The sequence below is a fragment of the Acinetobacter johnsonii ANC 3681 genome (genome assembly GCF_000368805.1).
Lineage (GTDB): Bacteria > Pseudomonadota > Gammaproteobacteria > Pseudomonadales > Moraxellaceae > Acinetobacter > Acinetobacter johnsonii.
On record NZ_KB849704.1, the window covers coordinates 84,547 to 109,328 of the forward strand.

A 24,782-nucleotide genomic window follows, 5' to 3' on the forward strand; every position below is an offset into this window, starting at 1 on the left:
AAACGCCGGCATAGCTCAGTTGGTAGAGCAACTGACTTGTAATCAGTAGGTCCACAGTTCGAATCCGTGTGCCGGCACCATCTTAGAGAGTTGAGTAAGTTAAGTAAAGAACGACACTGAAGTAAGTGTAAATGGTGAGGTTCCCGAGCGGTCAAAGGGGGCGGACTGTAACTCCGCTACGAAAGTTTCGAAGGTTCGAATCCTTCCCTCACCACCAATTTTAAGACTTCAAGAAAGTGGTCTTTGTACCAACATCGTGCGGGAGTAGCTCAGTTGGTAGAGCGGTAGCCTTCCAAGCTACATGTCGCGAGTTCGACCCTCGTCTCCCGCTCCATTTGAAGTTTTATATTTGCTCTTATAGCTCAGTGGTAGAGCACTCCCTTGGTAAGGGAGAGGTCTCGAGTTCAAATCTCGATAAGAGCTCCAGATTACAGTTTAGTAGAATTTCTACAAATTTTTAAAGAAGCAGGCTTATTAGTCTGCTTTTCAAGTATTTGGTGTTTGATTTTTTAGGCGATGTGTCGATACTGAGTTGTTTATACCTGTGTTCGACGTAAACGAGGAAGATGAACATGGCTAAGGCTAAGTTTGAACGTAATAAGCCACACGTTAACGTGGGCACAATCGGTCACGTTGACCATGGTAAAACAACTTTAACAGCTGCAATTGCAACTGTATGTGCGAAGAAATTCGGTGGCGAAGCGAAAGACTACGCTGCAATTGACTCTGCACCAGAAGAAAAAGCACGTGGTATTACAATTAATACTTCACACGTAGAATACGATTCTCCAACTCGTCACTACGCACACGTAGACTGCCCGGGCCACGCCGATTATGTTAAAAACATGATTACTGGTGCTGCTCAGATGGACGGCGCGATCCTTGTATGTGCTGCGACTGATGGTCCAATGCCGCAGACTCGTGAACACATCCTTCTTTCTCGTCAGGTTGGTGTACCTTACATTCTTGTATTCCTTAACAAGTGTGACCTTGTTGATGATGAAGAACTTCTTGAATTAGTAGAAATGGAAGTTCGTGAACTTCTTTCTACTTATGACTTCCCAGGTGATGACACTCCAGTTATCCGTGGTTCAGCTCTTCTTGCACTTAACGGTGACGCTGGTCAGTATGGCGAAGAAGCAGTTGTTGCGCTTGTTGACGCACTTGACACTTACATTCCAGAGCCAGTACGTGCAATCGACCAAGCATTCTTAATGCCAATCGAAGACGTATTCTCTATTTCTGGTCGTGGTACAGTAGTAACTGGCCGTGTAGAAACTGGTATTGTGAAAGTAGGCGAATCAGTTGAAATCGTTGGTATCCGTGATACTCAAGTAACTACAGTTACTGGCGTAGAAATGTTCCGTAAACTTCTAGACGAAGGCCGTGCGGGCGAGAACTGTGGTGTTCTTCTACGTGGTACTAAGCGTGAAGACGTACAACGTGGTCAAGTACTTGCTAAACCAGGTGCAATCAAGCCGCATACTAAATTCGATGCAGAAGTATACGTACTTTCTAAAGAAGAAGGTGGTCGTCACACTCCATTCCTTAACGGTTACCGTCCACAGTTCTACTTCCGTACAACTGACGTAACTGGCGCGATCAAATTACAAGATGGCGTTGAAATGGTTATGCCTGGTGACAACGTAGAAATGTCAGTAGAATTAATCCACCCAATCGCAATGGACCCAGGTCTACGTTTTGCGATCCGTGAAGGTGGTCGTACAGTTGGTGCTGGTGTAGTTGCTAAAGTAACTGCATAATTATAAAATAAAATTACAAATTGGGGTTTCGGCTCCAATTTGTTTTGCAGGTCAGTAGTTCAATTGGTAGAGCGTCGGTCTCCAAAACCGAATGTTGGGGGTTCGAGTCCCTCCTGGCCTGCCAACTTTTTTATAAAAGACGCTTGATGTCGGCAAAACTGGTCATATAATAAGTCGCGAAACCTACGACGAGTACAAAAATGTCGAATGAAAAATTACGCGACGCACAAAGCGACGCGGCAATCCCTCAAAGAAATAATTCTGCTGAAGTAGTTAAATCTGGTTCTCCCCTAGACGTCGTCTTATGGATTATCGCATTGATTTTATTAATTGGTGCGACCATGGTGAATCAACACCTACCAGCGTATTGGGCACCAGCCAACGATATCTGGGTGCGCGTTGGGGTAATTTTGGCTTGTATCATCGTGGCATTCGGTTTATTATACGCCACCCATCAAGGCAAAGGCTTTGCTCGTTTGTTGAAAGACTCACGAATTGAGCTGCGTCGAGTGACTTGGCCAACGAAGCAAGAGACCATGACCACATCTTGGCAGGTGCTTGCGGTTGTAGTTGTTGCATCCATTTTATTATGGTGTTTTGACTACATTTTGGGCTGGTTAATGAAGTTTATTATCGGGTAAGAGAGCTATGAAACGTTGGTACATTATTCATGCCTATTCAGGTTATGAAAAACAAGTGATGCGTTCACTTAATGATCGAATCCAGCGTAGCGCTGTAGCCGATAGCTTTGGTGAAGTCCTTGTTCCTACCGAAGAAGTGGTAGAAATGAAGGATGGTAAGAAACGTAAATCTGAACGTAAGTTCTTTCCAGGCTATGTATTGGTCGAAATGGAAATGAATGATGAAACTTGGCACATTGTTAAAGAATGTCCAAAAGTTTTAGGTTTTATTGGTGGTACGGCTGAGAAACCGGCGCCAATTACCCAACGTGAAGCAGATGCGATTCTTGCTCGTGTACGCAATACTGGTGAAGCACCACGTCCGAAGACGATGTTTGAACCAGGTGAAGAATTACTCGTAATTGACGGTCCATTCACAGACTTTAAAGGTGTGGTGGAAGAAGTTTTATACGAAAAGTCACGTTTAACGTTGACCATTAATGTATTTAATCGACCAACTCAGGTTGAGCTGGAATTTCGCCAAGTCGAAAAATCAGTTTAATTCGAAGTGGTTGAAAAACGCCTGGCTTATTTATAAGTCAGGCATTGTTGTTGTAACGGTATCGTTACTTAGAAATTGGGGAGCCTTCATCGGCGTTTGTACCCAGAGGTAATTTGAAATGGCTAAGAAGATTGACGGCTATATCAAGCTGCAAGTTCCAGCTGGTAAAGCGAATCCATCTCCACCGATTGGTCCTGCATTGGGTCAACGTGGTGTTAACATCATGGCATTCTGTAAAGAATTCAATGCTGCGACACAAAAACTTGAAGTTGGTTTACCAATTCCAGTCGTGATCACTGTGTACAACGATAAGTCGTTCACATTCATCATGAAAACTCCTCCTGCATCTATTCTTCTTAAGAAAGCTGCTGGTATCCAAAAGGGTTCTGCTGTACCTAACAAAACTAAAGTTGGTAAGTTGACTCGTGCTCAATTGGAAGAAATCGCGACTACTAAAGAACCAGATTTAACTGGTGCTGATTTAGACGCACGTGTTCGTACCATCGCTGGTTCTGCACGTTCTATGGGCTTGGAAGTGGAGCTATAAGATATGGCAAAGTTAACTAAACGTCAAAAAGCCATTGCTGCTGCTATTGAAGCAAACAAAGTTTACACTTTAGAAGAAGCAGTAGCTGTTCTTGCTGGTCTTCCTGCTGCGAAATTCAAAGAATCTTTGGATGTTGCGGTAAACCTAGGTGTTGACCCTCGTAAATCTGACCAAGTTGTTCGTGGCGCGACTACACTTCCTGCAGGTACTGGTAAAACTGTACGTGTAGCTGTGTTTGCTCAAGGCGCTGCTGCTGAAGCTGCTAAAGCTGAAGGCGCGGACGTAGTTGGTTTTGATGACCTTGCTGAAAGCATTCAAGCGGGTAACCTTGACTTTGACGTAGTGATTGCTGCTCCTGATGCAATGCGCGTTGTTGGTAAGTTAGGTACGATTCTTGGTCCACGTGGCTTAATGCCAAACCCTAAAGTGGGTACTGTAACTCCTGACGTGGCTGGTGCAGTTAAAAATGCAAAAGCTGGTCAAGCACGTTACCGTGTAGACAAAGCGGGTATTATCCACGCTGCGATCGGTCAAGTAGATTTCTCTGCTGAAGCTGTTCGTCAAAACGTTGAAACTTTGATTGCAGACTTGAAAAAGTTAAAGCCTGCGACATCTAAAGGTGTATACATCAAAAAGATCACTTTGAGCTCAACTATGGGTCCTGGTCTTGTTGTTGATGTAAGCAACGTTTCTAACTAAGTTCAACTTAGACAGAATTTTAAAGCCCTGAGTAATATTTGAAGCACTGCTTTAAATATTACGCAAGAGAAACCGGTTTCGGACTACTTGCAAACTTAGGCAAACTTTGAATTGGTAAATGTAGATTTATCAGCGTCAAAGACCTCAGGCGAGAGTAATTTCGATTACTTTCTTAATTTCCCAGCCTGAGTAGACGCGGTGGTGTGATTTGTTCATCCTCCGCGTGTAAGTTCAGTGATGAACTTGCGAATTGGGAGTGTACTTCGCGTAAGTACATAAATCACCGTTAGGAGGTTTTACAATGGCTCTTCTTATCGAAGGCAAAAAACAGATCGTTGCTGAAGTAACTGAAGTTGCTTCTACTGCGTTTGCTGCTGTTGTTGCTGACTACCAAGGTTTAACTGTTGAGCAATTAACTGCTCTTCGTGTTGAAGCTCGTAAGTTAGGTGTTGCTACACGTGTTGTACGTAATACTTTGGCTAAACGTGCTCTTCAAGATACTCCATTCAATATCTTGAACGACAACCTTGTTGGCCCAACAATTTTAGCTTTCTCAACTTCTGCAGATGATATGGGTGCTGCGGCACGCTTATTCGAAGAATTTGCGAAAACTAACAAAGCATTTGAACTTAAAGCTGCTGCATTTGAAGGCAAACTTTATCAAGGCGAAGAAGTTAGCGTTATCGCGAATCTTCCAAACCAAGAGAAAGCGCTTACTATGCTTGCAAGCGTTCTTCAAGCTCCTATTTCGAAATTGGGTCGCTTACTTACAGCGCTTCAAGAGAAAAACGAGTCAGAAGCTGCATAAGCTCAAACTTAAACACACATCATTCAATACCCATTTGGAGTTACTCTCATGGCTTTAACAAACGAAGAAATCTTAAACGCAGTTGCTGAAAAAACTGTTCTTGAACTTGTTGAACTTATTTCTGCTTTCGAAGAAAAATTCAACGTATCTGCTGCTGCTGTAGCTGTAGCTGCAGGTCCTGCTGCTGCTGCTGCTGAAGAGCAATCAGAATTCAACGTTGAGTTGACTTCTTTCGGCGCGAACAAAGTAGCTGTGATTAAAGCAGTTCGTGAAATCACTGGTCTTGGCTTGAAAGAAGCTAAAGACATGGTTGAAGGTGCTCCTTCAGTTCTTAAAGAAGCAGTTTCTAAAGAAGAAGCTGAAGAACTTAAGAAAAAACTTGAAGAAACTGGTGCTACTATTACTATTAAGTAATGTTACCAGGGGGGGAATATTAATTTCACCCCAAAAATTGGCTGATGGCTCTTGGGTCATCAGCCTTTTTGCGTTACAATAATCGGCTCGATTTTTGTTTGCTTGGTGGAAAATCCATCAAATTAAAATAAAGAAAAGAATCAAACGCTTACCAATATTTTTCAAATTTAAAAATATTGGTAAGCGTTTCAATACCACTGAAAATTGCAGCATTTGTAAAAAGTGGTGGCCATATCGGCCTGCGTAATTCCTTCTGAGCCCGTTCTGCAGGCGGGCTCGGTTTACTTTCCGAGGACTCCAGATGGCATACTCATATACCGAAAAGAAACGGATCCGTAAGAATTTTGGTAAATTGCCTAGTGTTATGGATGCTCCGTACTTGCTCGCGATTCAAGTCGACTCGTACAGAACATTTTTACAAGATGGCAAATCACCAAAAAACCGCGAAGATATCGGTCTGCAAGCCGCGTTTCGTTCAGTTTTTCCTATAGAAAGTTATTCTGGCAATGCTGCTTTAGAATTTGTTGAGTATAGTCTTGGTAAGCCTGAGTTTGATGTACGCGAATGTATTCTTCGTGGCTCAACTTATGCAGCACCAATGCGCGTAAAAATTCGTTTGATCTTAAAAGATCGCGAAACTAAATCAATTAAAGACGTGCGCGAGCAAGAAGTGTACATGGGTGAAATGCCACTCATGACCGATAACGGTACATTCGTTATTAATGGTACTGAGCGTGTAATCGTATCTCAATTACACCGTTCACCGGGCGTATTCTTTGACCACGATAAAGGCAAAACCCACTCTAGTGGTAAAGTGCTTTATTCTGCGCGTATTATTCCTTACCGTGGTTCATGGTTAGACTTCGAATTTGACGCAAAAGACCTTGTATTTGTGCGTATTGACCGTCGTCGTAAATTACTTGCGACTGTGGTTCTTCGTGCTTTGGGTTATAACAATGCGCAAATCTTAGACTTGTTCTATGAAAAAGTGCCTGTATACCTAGACATGGGTAGCTACCAGATTGACCTTGTTCCAGAACGCTTGCGTGGCGAAATGGCACAATTTGACATCGTAGACAATGATGGCAAAACCATTGTTGAGCAAGGCAAGCGTATCAACGCGCGTCATGTGCGTCAAATGGAAGCTGCTGGCCTAGAAAAGCTTTCTGTGCCAGATGAGTACTTGTACGAGCGTATTACTGCAGAAGACATCCCACTTAAAGATGGTGATGTGATTGCAGCAAATACCTTGTTAAGCCATGAAGTGATGGTGAAATTGGCTGAAGGTGGTGTTAAACAATTTAACATTCTATTCACCAATGACATCGACCGTGGTTCATTCGTTGCAGATACTTTACGTGCAGATACCACGACAGGTCGTGAAGAAGCATTGGTAGAAATCTACAAAGTAATGCGTCCAGGCGAGCCACCAACGAAAGAAGCAGCTGAAAACTTATTCAATAACTTATTCTTCTCTTCAGAACGTTATGACTTGTCTCCAGTCGGTCGTATGAAGTTCAACCGTCGTTTGGGTCGTCCTTACGAAGTGGGTACGGATCAGAAGTCTCGTGAAGTTGAAGGTATTTTGTCGAACGAAGATATCACTGATGTATTAAAAACATTGGTTGAAATCCGTAACGGTAAAGGTGAAGTCGACGATATCGACCACTTGGGTAACCGTCGCGTGCGTTCAGTAGGTGAAATGACTGAAAACCAATTCCGTGTTGGTCTAGTTCGTGTAGAACGTGCTGTTAAAGAACGTTTAAGCCAAGCTGAAACAGATAACTTGTCTCCGCAAGATTTGATCAATGCAAAACCAGTGGCTGCTGCAATCAAAGAATTCTTTGGTTCAAGCCAGTTATCTCAGTTCATGGACCAAAACAACCCATTGTCTGAGATTACGCACAAACGTCGTGTATCGGCGCTTGGTCCCGGTGGTTTGACACGTGAACGTGCGGGCTTTGAGGTACGTGACGTACACCAAACTCACTACGGTCGTGTATGTCCAATTGAAACGCCGGAAGGTCCAAACATTGGTTTGATCAACTCACTTTCTGTTTATGCGAAATGTAACAATTTCGGTTTCTTAGAAACACCATACCGTAAAGTGCTTGATGGTCGTGTAACGGATGAAGTTGAGTATTTATCTGCAATTGAAGAAGTAGGTACTGTGATTGCACAGGCCGATTCTGGCGTAGATAAAGACGGTAACTTAACAGAAGAATTTGTTTCTGTACGTCACCAAGGTGATTTCGTACGTATGCCGCCTGAAAAAGTGACGCATATGGACGTTTCTGCACAGCAGGTTGTTTCTGTTGCTGCATCACTGATTCCATTCCTTGAACACGATGACGCCAACCGTGCATTGATGGGTTCAAACATGCAGCGTCAAGCTGTGCCTACATTGATTGCTGACAAACCGCTTGTAGGTACAGGCATGGAAGCAAATGTAGCGCATGACTCTGGTGTGTGTGTGATTGCGGGTCGTGGTGGTCGTATCGAATTCGTCGATGCTTCACGTGTCGTGATTCGTGTCAACGAAGATGAAATGGTTGCAGGCGAGGCAGGTGTAGATATCTATAACCTGATCAAATATACACGTTCGAACCAAAACACTTGTATTAACCAAAAAGTTCTTGTGAAACTTGGTGATAAAGTTGGTCGTGGCGATGTATTGGCTGATGGTCCATCAACAGATGGCGGTGAGCTTGCGTTAGGTCAAAACATGCGTGTTGCGTTCATGACGTGGAATGGTTACAACTACGAAGACTCGATCTTACTTTCAGAGCGCGTACTTCAAGAAGACCGTTTAACCTCGATTCACATTCAAGAATTGTCATGTGTTGCACGTGATACGAAATTGGGTGCGGAAGAGATCACAGCGGATATCCCGAATGTGGGTGAAGCTGCACTGTCTAAGCTTGATGAATCAGGTATCGTATATATCGGTGCTGAAGTGACTGCTGGCGATATCCTTGTAGGTAAAGTAACGCCTAAAGGTGAAACGCAGTTAACACCAGAAGAAAAATTGCTTCGTGCAATCTTCGGTGAAAAAGCAGCTGACGTAAAAGACTCATCTTTACGTGTTCCATCAGGTACCAAAGGTACAGTGATTGACGTTCAAGTGTTTACACGTGACGGTCTTGAAAAAGACGAACGTGCTCAAGCAATTGAAAAAGCTCAGCTTGATTCATACCGTAAAGACTTGAAAGAAGAATACAAAATCTTCGAAGAAGCAGCACGTGAACGTATTGTTCGTTTGTTGACAGGTCAAGAGTCTAACGGTGGTGGTACAACCAAGCGTGGCGATAAGCTTTCTGCAGACGTATTGTCTGGTTTAGAGTTGGTTGATTTACTTGAAATCCAACCGACTGATGAAGCTATTGCAGAGCGTTTAACTCAAATTCAAGTGTTCTTGAAAGAGAAGAGCTTTGAAATTGATGAGAAGTTTGCAGAGAAAAAACGCAAACTTTCTACAGGTGATGAATTAACAACAGGTGTATTGAAAGTTGTTAAGGTTTACTTGGCTGTTAAACGTCGCATCCAACCGGGTGATAAGATGGCGGGTCGTCACGGTAACAAGGGTGTTGTTTCTAACATCTTACCTGTTGAAGACATGCCTCATGATGCGAATGGTGTGCCAGTCGATATCGTATTGAACCCACTGGGTGTACCGTCACGTATGAACGTGGGTCAGATTCTAGAGACTCACTTAGGTATGGCAGCGAAAGGTCTTGGCGAAGAAATCGACAAGATGTTAAAAGCGCAACGTACTGTACTTGAGCTTCGTGGATTCTTAGACAAGATTTATAACAAAGTTGGTGGCGAGCAAGAAGATCTTGATAGCTTAACTGATGATGAAATTTTGGTGCTTTCGGGTAACTTACGTGCGGGTGTTCCACTTGCAACGCCAGTATTCGATGGTGCTGAAGAATCACAAATTAAAGACTTGTTAGAGCTTGCGAACATTTCACGTACTGGTCAAACAGTATTGTATGATGGTCGTACAGGTGAACAGTTTGACCGTCCTGTAACTGTAGGTTACATGTACATGTTGAAACTGAACCACTTGGTAGACGACAAGATGCACGCGCGTTCTACTGGTTCTTACTCATTAGTAACTCAACAGCCGCTTGGTGGTAAAGCACAATTCGGTGGTCAGCGTTTCGGTGAGATGGAGGTCTGGGCACTTGAAGCATATGGCGCAGCTTACACGCTTCAAGAAATGCTTACTGTTAAGTCGGATGACGTTGAAGGTCGTACCCGTATCTATAAGAACATTGTAGATGGTAACCATTATATGGACCCAGGTATGCCTGAATCGTTCAACGTATTGACCAAAGAGATCCGTTCTTTAGGTATCAACATTGAACTGAAAAATGGTGACTAAGAAATCTCCCCCAGCCCCTCTTTATTAAAGAGGGGAGCAAATCCCCCTTTACAAAGGGGGATTTAGGGGGATTAGATATTCCCAAATTTCAGTAAAAACAATATTTGTGACCCAGTTGTGTAGTGAAAGTCTCCACAACACACGGAGAAAAAAATTGAAAGACTTGCTCGATATCATGCGCAAAAAGACGGATTCAGACGGTCATGCTCCAGTTGAGTTTGATCGCATCCGTATTGGTCTTGCGTCACCAGAAATGATTAAGTCATGGTCTCATGGTGAAGTTAAAAAGCCTGAAACCATTAACTATCGTACGTTCAAACCAGAACGTGATGGTTTATTCTGTGCCAAAATTTTTGGTCCAGTCAAAGATTATGAATGCTTGTGTGGTAAATACAAGCGTATGAAATACAAAGGCGTCATTTGTGAAAAATGTGGCGTTGAAGTAACAACTGCGAAAGTTCGTCGTGAGCGTATGGGTCACATCGAGCTGGCGTCTCCAGTTGCACATATTTGGTTCTTAAAATCACTTCCGAGCCGTATCGGTCTATTATTAGACATGACTTTACGTGATATCGAACGTGTATTGTATTTCGAATCTTACGTAGTAACTGACCCAGGTATGACTCCATTTGAGAAATACCAACTTTTAAACGATGAAGAATACTTCAGCGCTTTAGAAGAACACGGTGATGAATTCACTGCGAAAATGGGTGCAGAAGCTGTTCAAGACTTGTTAAAAGACATCGATCTTGAAAACGAAATTTCACGTTTACGTGAAGAAATTCCAAACACAACGTCTGAGACTAAGCTTAAAAAAGCGTCGAAACGTTTGAAGTTGATGGAAGCGTTTAAAGAGTCAAACAACAAGCCAGAATGGATGGTGATGAATGTACTTCCAGTACTTCCACCAGATCTTCGTCCGTTAGTACCACTTGAAGGTGGTCGTTTCGCGACTTCTGATTTGAACGACCTTTACCGTCGTGTGATTAACCGTAACAACCGTTTAAAGCGTCTTCTTGACCTTGCAGCGCCAGACATTATCGTACGTAACGAAAAACGTATGTTACAAGAGTCTGTCGATGCATTGTTAGACAACGGTCGTCGTGGTCGTGCAATTACGGGTTCGAACAAACGTCCTCTTAAATCTTTGGCAGACATGATCAAAGGTAAACAAGGTCGTTTCCGTCAAAACTTACTTGGTAAGCGTGTTGACTATTCAGGTCGTTCGGTAATTACTGTAGGTCCTACTTTACGTCTGCACCAATGTGGTCTTCCGAAGAAAATGGCACTTGAATTATTCAAGCCATTCATTTTCGCAAAACTACAAGCATCTGGCCAAGCAACAACCATCAAAGCTGCGAAGAAAATGGTTGAGCGCGAAACGCCAGAAGTTTGGGACGTTCTTGCCCACGTGATTCGTCAACACCCTGTGATGTTGAACCGTGCGCCTACACTTCACCGTTTGGGTCTTCAAGCATTTGAACCGATTCTGATTGAAGGTAAAGCGATTCGTCTTCACCCGCTCGTTTGTGCTGCGTTTAACGCCGACTTCGACGGTGACCAAATGGCGGTACACGTACCATTAACACTTGAAGCGCAGTTAGAAGCGCGTGCGTTAATGATGTCGACCAACAACATCTTGTCTCCAGCGAACGGTGAACCAATCATCGTACCGTCTCAGGACGTTGTCTTAGGCTTGTATTACATCACTCGTGATGCGATCAATGCCAAAGGTGAAGGCATGGTGTTTGCAGATACTCACGAAGTTAACCGTGCACTTGCAACAGGTCAGGTAAATTTACATGCTCGCGTAAAAGCACGTGTACACCAGACTGTGATTGACGAAAATGGTAACCGTGAACAGCAAACTATTGTTGTGGATACCACACCAGGTCGCTGCTTACTTTGGGAAGTTGTGCCAGAAGGTATGGATTTCCAACAAATCAACGTTGAGATGACCAAGAAAAACATCTCTAAATTGATTAACTCTTGCTACCGTAAATTAGGTCTTAAAGATACAGTAATCTTTGCTGACCAATTGATGTACTTAGGTTTCCGTCAAGCGACACGTTCAGGCGTATCGGTAGGTATGGAAGACATGGTGATTCCACCTGCGAAGTACTCAATTATTGAAAAAGCGGAAGTTGAAGTTCGTGAAATTGAGCAACAGTTCGAACAAGGTTTCGTAACTGCGGGCGAACGTTATAACAAAGTTGTCGATATTTGGGCTCGTACCAACGACCAAGTAGCGAAAGCGATGATGGACAACTTGTCTTTTACCACTGTTAAAAACAAACAGGGTGAAGATGAGAAGCAAAAATCATTCAACTCGATCTATATGATGTCTGACTCAGGTGCCCGTGGTTCGGCAGCTCAGATTCGTCAGTTAGCGGGTATGCGTGGTTTGATGGCGAAACCAGATGGTTCGATCATTGAAACTCCAATTAAAGCAAACTTCCGTGAAGGTTTGACCGTACTTCAGTACTTCATCTCAACACACGGTGCACGTAAAGGTTTGGCCGATACAGCACTGAAAACAGCAAACTCTGGTTACTTGACACGTCGTCTTGTAGACGTAGCGCAAGACTTGGTAATTACTGAGCCTGACTGTGGTACTTTGGGCGGTCTTGTAATGACTCCGTTCATTCAAGGCGGTGACGTGATCGAGAACTTAGGTACTCGAGTACTGGGCCGTGTTGTTGCTGAAGATGTGAAGAAAGCAGGTTCTGACGACGTTATCCTGCCACGTAACACTTTGATTGATGAGAAACTTGCAAACTTCCTAGAAGAGCAAGGTGTCGATGAAGTTAAAGTACGTTCAGTGGTTGCGTGTGAATCAACATTCGGTGTATGTGCGAAATGTTATGGTCGTGACCTTGCACGTGGTCATCAGGTGAACCCTGGTGAGTCTGTGGGTGTTATGGCTGCACAATCGATTGGTGAGCCGGGTACACAGTTAACAATGCGTACCTTCCACGTAGGTGGTGCTGCAAGCCGAACGTCTGCTGCAAACAGCGTACAAGTACGTAACAAAGGTACTGTACGTTTCCACAATGTGAAAACAGTACAACATGCCAAAGGTCACTTGGTATCGACTTCTCGTTCAGGCGAAATCGGTATTGCGGATGATTTAGGTCGTGAGCGTGAGCGTTATAAACTGCCATACGGTGCGTCTATCTTGCTGAAAGATGGCGAAGCTGTAGACGCTGGCGGTATCGTGGCGACTTGGGATCCACACACCCACCCACTTGTAACAGAAGTTGCAGGTAAAGTACGTTTCAGCCAAATCGCTGATGGCGTAACTGTTACCTCTAAAACTGATGATGCAACAGGTATGACGACGATTGAAATCTTGCCTGTGACTGCACGTCCTGCGTCTGGTAAAGATTTACGTCCTGCGGTTGTTCTTGATACGACGGACGGCGGTGAGCAGTTCTACTTCTTACCACAAAACACGATTCTTTCTGTCCGTGATGGCGAAACAATTGGTGTGGGTGACGTTATTGGTCGTGTACCACAAGAAACTTCACGTACGCGTGACATTACCGGTGGTCTACCGCGTGTAGCTGACTTGTTCGAAGCGCGTAAACCGAAAGAGCATGCAATTCTTGCTGAAATTTCAGGTGTTGTGAGCTTTGGTAAAGAGACTAAAGGTAAGAACCGTTTAGTGATTACGCCTGATGATGGTTCTGAGATTTACGAAGAACTGATTCCAAAATGGCGTACCATGAACGTGTTCGAAGGCGAACATGTGAACCGTGGTGAGACTGTTTCTGATGGTCCACAGAACCCACATGACATCTTACGCTTGAAAGGCGAAGTTGCGCTGACCAACTACATCGTGAACGAAGTTCAAGACGTATACCGTCTGCAAGGTGTAAAAATCAACGACAAGCACATTGAAGTGATCGTACGTCAAATGTTGCGTAAAGTTGATATCACTGATGGAGGTGATACAAGCTTCATTAAAGGCGAGCAAGTGGATTACATCCGTGTGATGCAAGAGAACCAAGCTGTTCTTGCGCAAAACAAGTTCCCTGCGAAGTTTGAACGTCAATTGATGGGTATTACTAAAGCGTCGCTTTCTACTGACTCGTTCATCTCTGCTGCATCGTTCCAGGAAACCACACGTGTGTTGACTGAAGCGGCTGTAACAGGTAAAGAAGATGATTTACGTGGCTTGAAAGAGAACGTAGTTGTAGGTCGTTTGATTCCTGCAGGTACTGGTCTTGCTTATCACTTAGAGCGTCGTCGTCAAGAAGCTGAAGCTGCAGAGCACGAGCTTGTAAATGACTTCTCTGATGTTGATCAAGCATTAAGCCAAGCATTTAGCGATGAGTTTAACGGTCTATAATTAGCCCTTTAAATGAATGAAAAAGCCACCTTCGGGTGGCTTTTTTTTGTCCTTTTGTTACAGAAGCTGATTTAAGCTTTTATAAATTTCACATTTTTCCTATAGTAAAAATATAAGTACACAAATCTCCTTACTTCATTAACGATTAAAAAATAGAGGTGGTTCCACATGAAATTGACATCAAAGCTATTGGGCTTAAGCATCTTCGCATTTGTGAGCCAAACGATGGCAGCGCCGATGCCGAATACCATCACCGTGGAGGATAAGGCTGTTGTACCGATTGTCAAAACACAGATTATTCGCAGTGTCGCGGGTCAAGACCCTGTGCGGACGACCGAAGCGACTATTTTTGAAGTGAAAAATGGCGGTAAAGATATTGTGGCGCGTGAAGTGGTTCTCGAAGAAAATGCCAGCCAATTTTCAGATAAAAAAATGTCGGCACCGATTGTGCAAAAGGGTAGCGTGATTGTTCCGACATCCAAAGTTGAAGTGAAATCGACCTTGAGTCAAGGTGGTGTAGTCCTTGCAGAAGGTAAGCAAGTCGATGCACAAGGGGTTGAGTTTAAGAAAGGGCAGGAACCTGTACGTAAGGAGCTGAAACTAGATCAAGTGAAAGATCCGAACAGTAAAGAAAGTGTGACGCGTGCGGTGCTCCAAGAAAATGGCACGACCACCAAAGATGTGGTTGTGGTGAAAGAGCCTGAATAAGCTTGAGTTGAATACGGTAAGAAGCCCTCTCAGGAGGGCTTCTTACTTACAAATTTTCAGCAATAGCAGCTGTAACCGTAACATTTCACGGGTTTTAAGTTCATACTGATCTTTTATGCTGTAAGAAATAGCCAATAAGGACAAATCTCATGAAAAAGTATATGAGCATTATTGCAGTGGCATCTTTTTCGACGATGCTGTTGGCAGGTTGTGAGAATATGAGTGCTTCCGAGCAACGTATTGGGACAGCGGCTTTAGGCGGTGCAGTAGGTGGTGCTGCGGGGAATAGCCTCGGTGGCGGTGTAGGTGCAGCCATTGGTGGCGGTGCTGGTGCAGCTGTGGGCAGTAAAACTCAAGGTGGCTCAAACCGTAGTGCAACCTACAGTGGTGTTGGCGGTGCGATTGGTTCAGCAGTGGGTAAAAGCGTGTTTGGTGGTAATACCGGCGCAGCCATTGGTGGTGCCATCGGCGGTGGTGCAGGCGCTGCAATTGAAGAACGTAAATAATGTTTTAAGTTCAAATTTCAAAAAAAGCACTTCATGGAAGTGCTTTTTTTATAGCTGTGCTGGTTTAGGTTTTTTACGACGGATATATAAAGTCTTTTCCACTTCGGCAATTCGAATGCCAGCTTCATCGTAAATATTTAAGGTATAAATACGATGTACGGGGGCATAGTTGTCGGCCAGTTGTTTCACAGTCGCGATTTCTTGGGCATCAAGATGAAAGTCTGCATAGACTGTACTGCGCCCTGGGCTGAGAAATTGGATAGAGGCTGCTTTGTCCCAGACAATATACTTATTGCCTAAGTGATGCATCAGCAGGGTCATATAAAAAGGATCGACCATTGCATATAAGCTCCCGCCAAAATGTACGCCGACAATGTTTCGGTTTTGTCGAGTCAGGGGCATTTTGACGCGAATGTGGTAGTGTTTAAGGTCAAATTTTTCAATTTGAATCCCTGCACCTTTAAAGGGAGCAAAATGATTGAGAAAGTATTTCGCGACAATTGGCTGTGTCACAAGTTTTTTTAAAATGCTCATTTCGGTCAATGGTATCTGATGAACTTCTATCCATACTAGAGAAGATCAAATCAATTGGCATTGATCGTTTTGCCAGTAAAGTATAAAAAACAGTCAATAACAATAAGGAGCTGAATATGGAGCAGCAAAGTTACTGGGTACAAACTACAGATCAGCAAAGACTTTATGTGAAAACATGGGGCAATGCGAACAATCCTGTGCTGGTCTTGGTGCATGGCTATCCAGATAATCAAGAGGTCTGGGAGCCTGTCATTGGGCATTTGGTGCAAGATTATTATATTGTAACCTATGACGTTCGCGGTGCAGGTATGTCGAGTGTGCCGCGTCGTACACGGGCCTATGCCTTGCCTCAGCTATCGCTTGATTTGGAAAGTGTGGTGAATAGTGTGATTCCGCAGCGTAGTTTTCATCTGGTTGCGCATGACTGGGGGGCGATTCAGTCATGGGAGTCCGCGACTGAGCCAAAATTTAGAGAGCGTATGCTGTCATTTACCACCATTTCAGGCCCATGTTTAGACCATGCCGCATTTTGGATGCGTGAACAGTTCAAACAACATAAGCCTCAATTTTTTAAGCAGTTAACGAAGTCTTGGTATATTGCGGCCTTTCAGTTGCCTTTTTTAGCACCAACCGTATGGCAGTTTTTTAGTCCCGAGCATTGGGGCAAAGTTTTATCGCGTTTAGAAGGACGCTCAGACTTACCGCTGAATCATCACATTGCTGCCGATGGTAAGCACGGGGTTGCGCTCTACCGCGCGAACTTTATCCCACGCCTGACGAAACCTCGGGAACGCTTTGCAATTTGTCCCGTACTAGCGATTGTATTGGAGCAAGATCAGTTTGTGAGTCCAGCGTTAATCGATGAAATGCCGAAGTGGGTCGAGGATTTTCAACGGGTGAATGTAAATGCCAACCACTGGGCAATCTTGAGCCAGCCTGAGGTAATTGCTAAAGAAATCAAAAGGTTTGTTCAAAACTGGCGTTGTGTTGAAGCCAGCTGAAATGATCTGTGAAAGAGAAAGGCGCTAGCGACCTGTAAGGGCAGAATTTTTTGGTTATTTTCTGATAAAATGCGCCTTTCTTCCAAGTCACTCTTTTCACTATGTTCGCAATTCTTGCCGCTATTGGGGTCATGTTTGGACTTTCATTAGCTCGTGTGCCTGTAGTATTTGCATTAATTATTGGTGCTGTCACAGGTGGTTTATTGGCTGGTTTAGGGCTACACGGTACCCTCGAAGCATTTAACAATGGACTTGGGGGCGGCGCAAAAATTGCGTTGGCTTACGGGGTTTTAGGTGCATTTGCTTTGGCTTTGGCACGCTCAGGTTTACCTGACTTGTTGGCTTATAAGCTTATTAAAACATTGAAAGGGTCGAGCAATGAAAAGGCGCAAAATCGGGTTAAATATCTGATTTTTATAACCGTCGCGTTAGCAGCCATTTGTTCACAAAACGTCATTCCTGTGCATATCGCGTTTATTCCAGTCCTGATTCCTCCTTTATTAAGTGTGTTTAACCATCTTCAGTTAGATCGTCGACTAATTGCTTGTGTTCTAACCTTTGGCTTGGTTGCCACTTATATGCTGGTACCATTTGGATTTGGTGCGATTTTCCTGAATGACATCTTAGGTCAAAATATTAATACTTTCGGGCAACCCTACGGCTTTAAAATCAATTATGCCGATATCCCTTCAGCAATGGCCATTCCTGTTTTTGGCATGTTTGTTGGTTTATTGGTTGCTGTATTCTTTAGTTACCGTAAGAAACGTGTATACGAAGAAGTACATGTGGAACCAGTGCAGCAAAGTATTTCTTCTGAACTTGATATCACGGGTGAGAAGTCTAAGCCCGAAATTTCAAAGTTTACGTTATCTATGGCTCTCATTGCTGTTGTTGCAACGCTTTGGGTACAAATCGCATCAGATTCCATGATTTTAGCTGGTCTGGTTGGTGTTGCGATTTTGAGCTGTGCGGGCATTTTTAAATGGAAAGAAGCAGATGATGTGATTATTAGCGGTATGCGAATGATGGCATTAGTTGGTTTCATTATGATTGCAGCACAAGGTTTTGCATCTGTTATTTCTGCGACCAATCAAGTGCCAGCATTGGTAGAAGCATCAGTGCAATGGATTGGTTCTAGTCAAGGACTCGCTGCATTTTGGATGCTATTGATTGGCTTACTGATTACTTTAGGAATTGGTTCATCGTTCTCTACCATTCCAATTTTAGCAATTATTTATGTGCCTTTGTGTATCCAGTTTGGTTTCAGTCCAGCGGCAACTATTGCGATTATTGGTACGGCTGCGGCACTCGGTGATGCGGGTTCTCCAGCTTCTGACTCCACTTTGGGACCGACTTCGGGTTTGAATATGGATGGTCAGCATGATCACATGAAAGACAGTGTGATCCCGACCTTTATTCACTTTAATATTCCACTCATGATTTTTGGTTGGATTGCGGCCATGGTTTTGTAATTTACCCTCCAATTATTATAAAAAGGCGATTTTAAATCGCCTTTTTTATTATTTATTCAGATTAAAATAATCGGGTTTATAATGTTAATTCGGATTAAAAAGGTTGGAATTAAAATATATTTATTTTGATTTTTCATTATTAATTTAAAACCAACCAAAACAGTATATTTAATATTTAAGTAAATTAAAAACAATCACTTAAAAACAGCATTTAAAATACATTATTATTATAATTGCATATTAATTACACTCTTGTTTATGATGAGTTAATGTTAATTTTTATATTAATTATTTTACAAACAGAGGTTGTTTGAAATGTTGAAGCAAATTGCTCTAATTACATTAATGGGTCTTTCTGCATCTGCTGCAATGGCAGGTCAATGGCAAGTCAAAGTCGGTGGATCTGCAATTGCGCCAACGCAGGACACGAAAATTGCGAATGGTACATTAACGGTTGAAGCAGATAGCGAACTCGCGTTTACGCCATCGGTTGAATATTTCTTTAATGACAATATTTCTGCAGAGCTGCTATTGGCGACACCAATTAGCCATGACGTGACAGTAAATGGTAGCAATGCTGTAAAACTGAAGCATTTGCCGCCAACAGTGACTGCAAAATATAACTTTAAAAATTCAACAGGTTTCACGCCTTATATTGGTGTCGGTGCAACAGCATTTATTGCTTGGGATGAAGAAACTTCAGGTGTACTCTCAGGAACTAAAGTTAAAGTCAAAGATGACTACGGCTATGCTGCTCAACTTGGTTTTAATTACCAACCTGCTGATGCAAAAAACTGGGGTGTGTTTGTTGATGTTCGTTATGCGGACTTAAACCCAAAAGTTGAAACTGTGGTTGAAAACTTCAAATTAGATATCGATCCAGTGATTTATACACTCGGTTATAGCTACAAATTTTAATAATCAAAAGTAGCTTTTTAAGAACCTCATCAATGATGGGGTTTTTTTATGCAAAGACTAAAGTTGAATAGTGGTCAAAGCTGAAATAAATCACGATGATTCAGTATTAAAAGAAAATCGTCTATAGAATGGATAGAAACAAAATAAGAGAGTGATAAAAATGAAATCTATGCTCGGAATTGGTTTAGTTTGTGCTTTGGCTTGGAGCATGCATGCTCAAGCAGCAAGTTTTAATTGTGATAAAGCAAAAACGACGACAGAACATGCGATTTGTGAGTATCGCCAAATCAATGACGCCGATGTGAAAATGACCACCACCTATACCATCTTAAAACGTCTTGTTCCGATGGGGACACGTGGCTTGATTCAGGATGAGCAAGTGAAGTGGTTGAGTCTCCGTGACCGTTGTGGTGCTTCACAACGTTGCCTCATGGACGTGTATAAAATGCGCCAGCAGCAGTTAGAACTACAGCTAGATCGTATTTACCGTCAGGGCCCATTTTAAAAAAAGCAAAAAAACTTGCGATTGCTATTGAAAAACGTATCGCTCACTCCAATTCATTAAGCATTCTCTATAAGACTTAATACATTAAGGAGCGATTGATGAGCGAGCAAAACGTACATAAACATAGTTTCCAAGCTGAAGTGGCTCAGCTATTACATTTAGTGACGCATTCACTGTATTCAAATCCTGACATTTTCCTACGTGAATTGATCTCAAATGCATCCGATGCCTGCGATAAATTGCGTTTTGAAGGCATTAATCATCCTGAATATTATGAAAATGACCCAGACCTACATGTGCGCGTCAGCTTTGATGAAGCTAATCAAACACTGACCATTTCAGATAATGGGATTGGTTTAACTGAACAAGAAGCGATTGACCACTTAGGTACGATTGCTAAGTCTGGAACCAAGGACTTTATGTCTAAGCTCACAGGTGACCAAAAATCAGATGCACAACTGATTGGTCAGTTTGGTGTCGGTTTCTACTCGGGCTTTATTGTAGCTGACAAAATTACCGTAGAATCACGCCATGCAGGTGTGCATGCTGATCAGGCGGTACGTTGGGTCAGTGCGGGCACGGGTGAGTTCGAAGTCGAGCAGATCCACAAAGACAGTCGCGGTACCGATATTATTTTACATTTGCGTGAAGATGCGTTGGACTATTTACAGTCGCATAAAGTGAAGCAAATTATCAATAAATACTCGGATCACATTAGCCTGCCGATTGAGATGCAAAAAGAGGTTTGGCAGCAAGAAGAAGCGGTCGAAGGTGAAGAACCAAAACCGGGTCAGTATGTGAAAACGGGTGAGTGGGAGGCGATTAACTCAGCCAGCGCCCTGTGGACACGTAATAAAAATGAAGTGACTGAAGAGCAGTACGTCGAGTTCTATAAGAATCTCAGCCATGACTTTGAAGCCCCACTGGCATGGGCGCATAATCGCGTCGAGGGCAGTACCGAATATACGCAGTTGTTGTATGTACCGAGTAAAGCTGCGGCGAATATCTTTACCCGTGAAGCCAAAGCGGGGATTAAGCTCTATGTGAAACGTGTCTTCATTATGGATGATGCGGATAACTTGATTCCAAACTATTTACGCTTTGTTCAAGGGGTGGTTGATAGTGCCGATTTACCACTGAACGTTAGTCGTGAGTTGTTACAAGAAAGCCGTGATGTGAAAACCATTCGTGAAGGGAATGCACGCCGTGTATTGACCATGTTGGATGCTTTAGCTAAATCGGAAGATGAAAAAGATCAAGAGAAGTTCAAAACCTTCTACCGTGAATTTGGTTCAGTATTGAAAGAAGGTTTGGGCGAAGACTTGGGTAACCGTGAGCGTATTTTAAAACTTTTACGCTTCTCAACTTCAAACAATGATGCGGTGAGCACTTCTTTGCAGGACTATAAAGCGCGTATGCCTGAGGGGCAAAAAGCGATTTACTATGTGACTGCAGACAGTCTCAATGCTGCGAAGAACTCGCCACAACTTGAGTTATTTAAGAAAAAAGGTATTGAAGTCTTACTCATGGCAGACCGTGTCGATGAATGGGCAATGGAATTTGTGCATGAGTTTGATGGCACACCAATGCAGAACGTGGCGAAAGGTGCAGTCGACTTAGGTGATTTACAAGATGCCGAAGAGAAGAAAGCACTTGAGGCAGCCGCAGAGCAGTTTAAACCTGTGGTTGAAAAATTGTCTGACTCATTGAAAGCCAAGACCAAAGAAGTACGTGTGACTACACGTTTGGTGGATTCACCTGCATGCTTGGTGACAGGTGAGGGAGAGCTTTCACCACAACTGATTCGTATGTTGCAACAAGCGGGTCAGGCTGTACCTGAAAGCAAGCCAATTTTGGAAATTAACCCAGAGCATCCATTGGTGAAAAAATTAGAAAATTCGGCACAGTTTGATGACTTGGCCAATGTGATTTTTGACCAAGCGGTGATTGCTGAAGGTGGCTTACCTGATGATCCTGCCGAATATATCAAACGGATTAACAGCTTATTGCTTCAATAAACCATGATATTTTTAAAAAAAGCCTATCTCTAAGATAGGCTTTTTTTATGTCATCCAATTGGATGAAGAACCTTAATGTCTTTTGAACGTATTGATTAGATCGGTGGAAAAGAACCTGATGTGAATATCCGTGGATAAGTGAGAACTTATCCACAGTTCAGCCTAAAGATTCACCACGGCCTTAAAATAAAGCTTCAAAACGCACCAAGGCACTGGCGTAATGACTACGGTCTTCACGGTGATCGTTAAAATAATTTAAATCGCCTTGGATATAAAACCACTCTCTTAAGAATGGTTGACGCCACGAGACAAAAGGCCCCCAACGGTTCAAACGCAGGTCGTCGTTGTTGTAGAAACCGCCAGTGTAAATGCCGTAGTTAAAACGATTGCCATGAAAGAATTGGTGTTGTCTAAAGCTATAGTTATCCCAGAGAAGATCATCATCTTGCTCGTCTGCATAGGTCAGACTGAACTGATTGGATAAAAAGGGTTGATTGGGTCGCGCATGCGTCAGCTCTAGGTTGGTACGTAAGTAATTTTCACTGTCGATACCATAACGGTAAATCTGTTCAGCATACGCACGAAAATCATTGTCGAGTTTCCATTCTTTCGATAACTCGATCCGCGCATAGATATCATCCCCTGAACGCACCCCTAAGTCGAAATCGGTTTCAAAAGGCAGACGATCTGATAATTGCGACCATCTTAAAGCCAGTGAGCTATTGGCATCACGGGTTTGGCTGCGGTCAAATGTTTTATCGTTATTCGCACTGGGTGGATTTTCATTGGTAATTGCAACATTGTTTTGTAGTTCATTATCTAATGAGTCATCCCCAAATACGACACTGAGTTTATGTTCTAAAGTTGGAAGTTTAACCCGCCCCCTAATCCGCGGTTTTACATCATATTCATCATGTTTATTCCAACGGTTATCGACCAAGACCCGTAAGGTGGCTGTGGCCGGTTTTTTAGGATCAGTTTCACCAAACCAATTGTCCATTTTAGTGGCTGTTCGGTCTGCCCAGTTTCGAACTTCTTTTTGCTGGCGGTCAACCCATGTGCGTTCTTCAGTGAGGTCAGTCGTGGGCACAATCAGCTCGTCCGACTCTTCAGGTAGAACGGTTGGAAGTGAGTCAATCCACTGTGGAATTTGATATAAAAGTCCACTACCTTTGGGGGGCGATGCGATTTTGTCAATTTCAGCCACGTCGTGAGGTGGCACAAAATGTTGTGTGATGTTGGTATTGCTTTCCGCCCAAGCCACGTTGACGTATGTACCTAAACTTAGGCAGAAAAATAAAGAGATGGATCCCACATGTTGAGTTCTTAGCATGCTTTCGTACTTTATTGTTCTTCGATGTTTTAGTGTTGTAAATTTCACATAAGAACACAAGTAGAAAATACAAAACTCTACAACTCGCTGCCAAGTTGTTTTTGAATAGAATCAAATAATTGAAACACAGTGATAGGTTCAGGCAAAGTAGAAATCGTATTTTGAATCAGTTGCCAACTGATGCCGTGCTGTCGGTCTAAGACCAAGCACGGATACGCGATCTCGGTACGTGAGAGTTCAACCCGCTTCTGACCATGAATTACTCGAATTTTTTGTCGTTCTTTTAACACTAAAATGGGCGTATTTGCGTCCGCGGAGCTTTCTTCAAACTGGATGAATTTACGGCTATTGAGTAGATCGGCCAGAATAAATGGATGATAGTCTTCAATATGCCATACCAGTTTGGCCTGTTGGGTATACAGCTGAAAAATCGAAAATGCATCATGCATATGACTTTGTAGCTGGTCCCATACAATTTCGCGGATGGCTGCGACTTGATGCTGACCACTCTGGGCAAATTGTTGGCTCAGGCGAATGGCTTCCGTGGGACTGTCAGCACCGAATAGAGCCAAATACTTAATAAACTCTCCGTGCTGCTGGGTCTGTTCTGCCAAATAGATGGGATAGTCCAACCAGTGATCGAGTTGGTCGCTGTGGATCAGAAAATCGATATTTTGACCGATCTCGGTGTGCCCTGAAATGTCGAGGCCATAGAGCTTAGGATCTAAATTTGGTTGATGCAGCGTGCACAATTTCGCTTGATATTGCCCCAAATGAATCTGTGTGGGCAGTAGGGGTTGCGCAGCAGTAGCTGATGCTTCTGAATTTTCTGTATGGCTATCCTGCAAAACAGGGCATGGTGCTGTCACCTCGCTTTCAAGTGGATCTTGCTGTTGAAATTCAGATGAAATGTCTGTATCTGGTGGTTCAGCCAAGATCGATCGCCTTTGGATAAAATCCTGAATGGCAAGCGTTGAAATAGACGCACTTGGCTTGAGGTCAAATCGAATGGGTGCAGCGGCCTCAATGATAAATTCTTCCTGAGGCGGACATAGCCCATCACTTAAAAGAGGCTGATTGCTGAGAATCAAATGATTTTCTGCGAATACTTCATCAGATTGAAGCTCTAAATCTGTTTGTACGATATCGAACTGATTTTCAGGTTCCTTATCTTGTTTGATACTTAGCTCAATAGCATTGATGGAGACGACATCTTCTACAGTGTTTTGTTTAAAAGAGCTGAGTTCAGCTTCTTCAATTTGAGTTGCATTTGGGTTGCTGTCGAATGTAGGTTGTATTTCGGTATTGAAATGAAGCTCTGCTTCGGCCTTAGATAAAACTAGACTAGAATATGGTCTGACTTTGGGGAGCAATGACTCAGAATCTTGGGGCTGCTCAGCCGATGTATCGTCTGTAGTAATGCTTAAAAGCTCAATACCCGTGAAAACAAAAGCATCGGTAACTACATTGTTTTGCGCATGCGCTATATCCTTTTTCTTATTGAACGTTGTTGCAACAGGGACGTTAAACTGGTCTCGTGCAACTTCTGCAACTTCTGCAACTTCTGCAACTTCTGCAACTTCTGCAACTTCTGCAACTTCTGCAACTTCTGCAACTTCTGCAACTTCTG

At 43.1% G+C, this 24,782-nt stretch carries 19 protein-coding genes and 5 tRNA genes; 21 read left to right on the plus strand and 3 right to left on the minus strand.

Features of this window, described 5'->3' with window-relative positions; genetic code table 11:
* Nucleotides 1–4: 4 nt before the first annotated feature.
* The 16 genes from F946_RS02635 to F946_RS02710 all read left to right on the plus strand — a co-directional run bounded on the left by F946_RS02635 (nt 5) and on the right by F946_RS02710 (nt 15,371).
* Nucleotides 5–80, plus strand: a tRNA-Thr gene (locus F946_RS02635).
* A gap of 53 nt (nt 81–133) precedes the next feature.
* Nucleotides 134–217, plus strand: a tRNA-Tyr gene (locus F946_RS02640).
* A 41-nt stretch (nt 218–258) separates the two neighbouring features.
* A tRNA-Gly gene (locus F946_RS02645) sits at nt 259–334 on the plus strand.
* 17 nt (nt 335–351) lie between these two features.
* Nucleotides 352–426 (plus strand) — tRNA-Thr (locus tag F946_RS02650).
* 146 nt (nt 427–572) lie between these two features.
* Nucleotides 573–1,763 carry an elongation factor Tu gene (gene tuf / locus F946_RS02655; protein WP_004692776.1) on the plus strand — a complete coding sequence of 397 codons (1,191 nt, stop codon included), beginning with the start codon at nt 573–575 and terminating at the stop codon, nt 1,761–1,763.
* A 48-nt stretch (nt 1,764–1,811) separates the two neighbouring features.
* Nucleotides 1,812–1,887 (plus strand) — tRNA-Trp (locus F946_RS02660).
* 76 nt (nt 1,888–1,963) lie between these two features.
* Entirely contained in the window at nt 1,964–2,404 is a 441-nt protein-coding gene (secE, locus tag F946_RS02665) for a preprotein translocase subunit SecE (RefSeq protein ID WP_004692774.1), read from the plus strand.
* 7 nt (nt 2,405–2,411) lie between these two features.
* Nucleotides 2,412–2,945: a transcription termination/antitermination protein NusG gene (gene nusG, locus F946_RS02670; protein WP_004692772.1), complete on the plus strand. Its 534-nt coding sequence runs from the start codon at nt 2,412–2,414 to the stop codon at nt 2,943–2,945.
* Between the two features lie 118 nt (nt 2,946–3,063).
* Complete coding sequence (gene rplK / locus F946_RS02675; RefSeq protein WP_004668262.1) at nt 3,064–3,492, plus strand: 50S ribosomal protein L11; 429 nt, start codon at nt 3,064–3,066, stop codon at nt 3,490–3,492.
* A gap of 3 nt (nt 3,493–3,495) precedes the next feature.
* Entirely contained in the window at nt 3,496–4,191 is a 696-nt protein-coding gene (gene rplA, locus F946_RS02680) for a 50S ribosomal protein L1 (protein ID WP_004978645.1), read from the plus strand.
* A 301-nt stretch (nt 4,192–4,492) separates the two neighbouring features.
* Nucleotides 4,493–4,999 carry a 50S ribosomal protein L10 gene (gene rplJ, locus F946_RS02685; RefSeq protein ID WP_004692769.1) on the plus strand — a complete coding sequence of 169 codons (507 nt, stop codon included), beginning with the start codon at nt 4,493–4,495 and terminating at the stop codon, nt 4,997–4,999.
* A gap of 48 nt (nt 5,000–5,047) precedes the next feature.
* Entirely contained in the window at nt 5,048–5,413 is a 366-nt protein-coding gene (rplL, locus tag F946_RS02690) for a 50S ribosomal protein L7/L12 (protein ID WP_004692767.1), read from the plus strand.
* 301 nt (nt 5,414–5,714) lie between these two features.
* Nucleotides 5,715–9,803, plus strand: a complete 4,089-nt coding sequence (gene rpoB, locus F946_RS02695; RefSeq protein WP_004978649.1) for a DNA-directed RNA polymerase subunit beta — start codon at nt 5,715–5,717, stop codon at nt 9,801–9,803.
* 154 nt (nt 9,804–9,957) lie between these two features.
* Complete coding sequence (rpoC, locus tag F946_RS02700; protein WP_004978652.1) at nt 9,958–14,157, plus strand: DNA-directed RNA polymerase subunit beta'; 4,200 nt, start codon at nt 9,958–9,960, stop codon at nt 14,155–14,157.
* Between the two features lie 168 nt (nt 14,158–14,325).
* On the plus strand, nt 14,326–14,865 hold the full coding sequence (locus F946_RS02705; RefSeq protein WP_004978654.1) for a hypothetical protein: 540 nt from the start codon (nt 14,326–14,328) through the stop codon (nt 14,863–14,865).
* 149 nt (nt 14,866–15,014) lie between these two features.
* Nucleotides 15,015–15,371 carry a hypothetical protein gene (locus F946_RS02710; protein ID WP_004978656.1) on the plus strand — a complete coding sequence of 119 codons (357 nt, stop codon included), beginning with the start codon at nt 15,015–15,017 and terminating at the stop codon, nt 15,369–15,371.
* Between the two features lie 48 nt (nt 15,372–15,419).
* Here F946_RS02710 and F946_RS02715 read toward each other — a convergent pair whose 3' ends face one another.
* The gene (locus tag F946_RS02715; RefSeq protein WP_004978660.1) at nt 15,420–15,905 is read right to left on the minus strand and encodes a DUF4442 domain-containing protein; all 486 of its coding nucleotides are present in this window, start codon (nt 15,903–15,905) and stop codon (nt 15,420–15,422) included.
* Between the two features lie 116 nt (nt 15,906–16,021).
* Here F946_RS02715 and F946_RS02720 point away from each other — a divergent pair, with 116 nt between their 5' ends.
* The 5 genes from F946_RS02720 to htpG all read left to right on the plus strand — a co-directional run bounded on the left by F946_RS02720 (nt 16,022) and on the right by htpG (nt 21,819).
* The gene (locus F946_RS02720) at nt 16,022–16,906 is read left to right on the plus strand and encodes an alpha/beta fold hydrolase (protein ID WP_004978661.1); all 885 of its coding nucleotides are present in this window, start codon (nt 16,022–16,024) and stop codon (nt 16,904–16,906) included.
* Between the two features lie 101 nt (nt 16,907–17,007).
* Nucleotides 17,008–18,378 carry a Na+/H+ antiporter family protein gene (locus tag F946_RS02725; protein ID WP_004978663.1) on the plus strand — a complete coding sequence of 457 codons (1,371 nt, stop codon included), beginning with the start codon at nt 17,008–17,010 and terminating at the stop codon, nt 18,376–18,378.
* A 315-nt stretch (nt 18,379–18,693) separates the two neighbouring features.
* Complete coding sequence (locus F946_RS02730; RefSeq protein ID WP_004978667.1) at nt 18,694–19,296, plus strand: OmpW/AlkL family protein; 603 nt, start codon at nt 18,694–18,696, stop codon at nt 19,294–19,296.
* A 160-nt stretch (nt 19,297–19,456) separates the two neighbouring features.
* Nucleotides 19,457–19,801, plus strand: coding sequence for a lysozyme inhibitor LprI family protein (locus tag F946_RS02735; RefSeq protein WP_004978671.1), 345 nt, complete (start codon nt 19,457–19,459; stop codon nt 19,799–19,801).
* 98 nt (nt 19,802–19,899) lie between these two features.
* Nucleotides 19,900–21,819 (plus strand): molecular chaperone HtpG, encoded by a 1,920-nt coding sequence (gene htpG / locus F946_RS02740; protein WP_004978675.1) that lies wholly within the window; start codon nt 19,900–19,902, stop codon nt 21,817–21,819.
* 181 nt (nt 21,820–22,000) lie between these two features.
* On the opposite strand, the gene F946_RS02745 is transcribed toward htpG, so the two are convergent.
* A complete protein-coding gene (locus F946_RS02745; RefSeq protein WP_004978678.1) occupies nt 22,001–23,152 on the minus strand; it encodes a hypothetical protein in 1,152 nt (383 codons plus the stop codon).
* A gap of 77 nt (nt 23,153–23,229) precedes the next feature.
* Nucleotides 23,230–24,782: hypothetical protein (locus tag F946_RS02750; protein WP_004978680.1), on the minus strand; the 1,553-nt coding region annotated here is incomplete at its 5' end.